We start from the raw sequence: 1,274 nt of genomic DNA, 5'->3' as shown, positions 1-1,274 counted from the left end.
GGTTCTACTACCATTTTAGTGGATAGAGACTTAAACCACCGTAAAAAAAGAGAATTGCGCTTCTAAAATTAGAGAAGGTTCTGTAGCCTCTCGCTGTCAATTTAAGTTCTTGTATTTTTCCATTTAATCTTTCTGCCATTGCATTATTTAAATTACTAATTAGTGCATTTATTACTCCTTTAGCATGACTTAAAAACATAAGAATGATCTTATTTACTTCCTTTATATTCTGCATGAATGAATCATGTGCCCAATGAATAAGTAGCTGTTCTGCTTCTTTTTCTTCATTAAAATACTCAAATAACTCTTTAAAATTTTCTCTAATATGCCATACTTTTGAAACTTCAAAGTTGGAGGATTTTATTAGATCAAACTTTTCTCTTTGCTTTTCAGTAAGGTTCTCTTCATTTTTCAAAATAGCATATCTACTATTAATTAAGACATCATTATACTTAACTTCTCTTTTTCTTACCTGATCAATACCTTTGTTCAAATAGGCTATTAAGTGAAATTTATCATGAACAACTTCAGCATTTGGAAAATTCCTATTAACAGAGTTCATATAAGCTTTCCACATATCCATACTCACTGTATTTACAGATTGAGATTGTTCTTTGGTGAATATATTTGAAAGCAAGTAATTTACTGATTTCTCGTCTCTGTTTTCTCCAACGTCAATAACTACGCCACTTTTAGGATGAGATACGACTGTTACATAATTATGCCCTTTCTTAAAGGATTTCTCATCAATACTAATATGTTCAAAAGGATTTTTTGAAATATTCCTTCGTGCCATTCCTCTTTCGGTGCATCTGTGGATGATTCGATTTACCAATCGAAAGCTACATCTTAAAAACTCAGCAGTTCTGGTTTGATTCTTTGTTATCTGTAATAAATCGATGACCCTTATTTCAAAATGAAAAGTGTGCCGATCATGTTTATCAGCCCAGCCCAATGAAACTTGCTTTACCTTACCATCTTCACATTTAACTCGTGGGATTCTGCATCGAATATAACTTTTGTAGTGCAAAATATCCAAATGCCTCCACTCACGTAGTTCACAATGATCATATAGTTTCGCTGACTCTAAACTATCGGGATCTTCGTAAGATTCAGAACAATATTCCAAATAAAGATAAACATGAAGCTTACTATGATCGGTTTCTATTTTTGTGATAACCCATTGGTCGCCAAAATCTAAAACCAAATTGAAAAAATCTTTGGTGAAATTCATACACCAATTTACACATTTCCACTAAAAGGGTAGTAGAACC

At 32.3% G+C, this 1,274-nt stretch carries 1 protein-coding gene; it reads right to left on the bottom strand.

The window, feature by feature from the left end; all coding sequences use genetic code 11:
- Positions 1-7: 7 nt before the first annotated feature.
- A complete protein-coding gene (locus EMN46_RS18520; protein ID WP_154202498.1) occupies positions 8-1,234 on the bottom strand; it encodes an ISL3 family transposase in 1,227 nt (408 codons plus the stop codon).
- Between the last annotated feature and the right edge of the window lie 40 nt (positions 1,235-1,274).

The organism is Ancylomarina sp. 16SWW S1-10-2 (assembly GCF_009669305.1).
Lineage (GTDB): Bacteria > Bacteroidota > Bacteroidia > Bacteroidales > Marinifilaceae > Ancylomarina.
This window is presented reverse-complemented; position numbering and strand designations above follow the sequence as displayed.

What these genes read in the sequence shown, in the direction of transcription:
- EMN46_RS18520 (WP_154202498.1), bottom strand. Translation starts at nt 1,234, where the DNA reads ATGAATTTCACCAAAGATTTTTTCAATTTGGTTTTAGATTTTGGCGAC.